Annotated in this window: 2 protein-coding genes; both read right to left on the bottom strand. The window is 73.1% G+C overall.

Annotated features, from left to right (window positions below):
• Window positions 1–281 precede the first annotated feature (281 nt).
• Window positions 282–1145: a radical SAM protein gene (locus tag Q7W29_13145; protein MDO9172766.1), complete on the bottom strand. Its 864-nt coding sequence runs from the start codon at window positions 1143–1145 to the stop codon at window positions 282–284.
• A gap of 474 nt (window positions 1146–1619) precedes the next feature.
• Window positions 1620–1822, bottom strand: a 203-nt coding sequence (locus Q7W29_13140) for an RNA-binding protein (protein MDO9172765.1), incomplete at its 5' end; no start/stop codon positions are given.

Here is a 1822-nt window from a genome sequence, read left to right as displayed (position 1 = left end):
GGCCGTCGATGACGGCGTTCACCGAGGCGCGCATCGCCTCGGCGCTGGTGAAGACCACGGTGTCGTAGTAGCCGGCCGGAGGCGCGGCGGAAATCGTCGTGGCCGCCGCGATCAGGAGGCAGCACGCCGCGCCGAAGCGGGCAACGAAACGGGGGGTCCGGTCGGAATGCAGCACGTCGGCTCCCTGCTCGGTTGTCGGTCGCGATGTCAGTGACGGTGTCGTGGCGAGGGTCGGCACGTATCAGTATACCACGCCGGGCCGGTGCGGCGCCAACCGGCCCCTAGCTCCAGCGGAAGGGCTCCGGGAGGTCGAAGTCGGGCCGGCCCTCGGCGGGGGCCGAGCCGGGATCCTGCGTGAACAGCCGGTACAGCCCGGCGTCCTCCACGTCCTGCAGGGCCTGGTCGTACTCGGCGGTCGAGATCGGCCGCGCCAGTTCGGGATGGAGGTGTGCCAGCGCGCGGCCGGCCTCGGTCTGGGCGAGGGCGTCGGGGTGGTACTGCGCCATCAGCGAGAGCCACACGCCGTCGCCGACGGCGCCCACGAGCTCCCGCGCGACGCGCGCGGTTCCGGCCAGCCCCCCGGGCAGCACCAGGTGCCGCACGATCAAGCCCCGGCGCGCTTCCCCCTCGGCCTGGTCGTCGGGCAGGTGGCCGACCTGCGCGTGCATGATCGTCACGGCGCGGCGCGCCCGCGCGACGTAGCCGCTCACCCGCGACAGGTCCTGGGCGATCGCGTCGGAGCCGTACTTGAAATCCGGCAGGTACAGGTCGACCAGGCCATCGAAACGCGCCAGCACGGTCGGCCCGTCGGTGCCGTTGGAGTTGTAGATCACCGGCAGGGCGAGCCCCTGCAACCGCGCCAACTCCACGGCGCGCGCCACCGCGACGCCCTGGTGCGTGGGCGTGACCAGACCGATCGCGCCGGCGCCGGCCGCGACCAGTTCCAGCATCCGCTCCGCGCACGCCGCCGGCGTGATCGAAGCGCCCGCCTCGGGGTGGTGGCTGATCTGGTGGTTCTGGCAGAATCCGCAGCGCAGGTTGCAGCCGGCGAAGAAGAGATTGCCGACCGGACGCCCGCCGCCCAGCGGCGGTTCTTCCCCGCGGTGCAGGCAGGCGGCGGCGAGGCGGATCAGTTGGTCGGTCACGACGATCCTGCGGCTCGGGACGGTCGGGCGCGCTACCCGTCTCCACGATGGCCCCGGCGGAACGGGCGCGCAACCCCGTATCCGACGGGGGACTTGCCGACGCGCCGGAGTTCCCGTAGAATCAGGCCATGATCTCCGCGCACCGGTGCGGCGGTCCCCGAGGCCAGGGCGGCCGGGGGGGCCGGGCGAGTTGGGACTCGCCACGGGTGGTTCGCCCGAATAGGAGGTGATCCAGTGAGTTCAGACAGTAGAGGCTCGGCGGAGGTGGCGCCCCTGCGTTGAGGGGACACTCCCGGACGTGGTCCGCGGGCTCGCCCCGAGCGGGGGAACCCAGCGCCACCGAAGCTGATCCATACGGGGCGCCGTCGCGCAAGCGGCGGCGCCTCTGCATTGCAGGGCTGTCGCCGGCATGAAGAAACCCCGCTCCCTGGTCGGGAGCGGGGTCCTCTGACGTCTATCGGTCGACCCGCCGGATTACCAGCCGCGGCCGCCGCGATCGCCGCCGCTGCGGCCACCACCGCTGCCACCGCCGTAGCCGCCGCCGCTGCCGCCGCCGAAGCCGCCGCCGCCGCCGCCGGTGCGCTTCGGACGATCCTGGGCCTCGTTCACGCTCAGGTTACGGCCGTCCATGCTCTGACCGTCGAGGGCCGAGATCGCGGCCATGGCCGCGCTGTCGT

It is taken from the genome of bacterium (assembly GCA_030654305.1).
Classification (GTDB): Bacteria; Krumholzibacteriota; Krumholzibacteriia; order LZORAL124-64-63; family LZORAL124-64-63; genus PNOJ01.
This window is presented reverse-complemented; position numbering and strand designations above follow the sequence as displayed.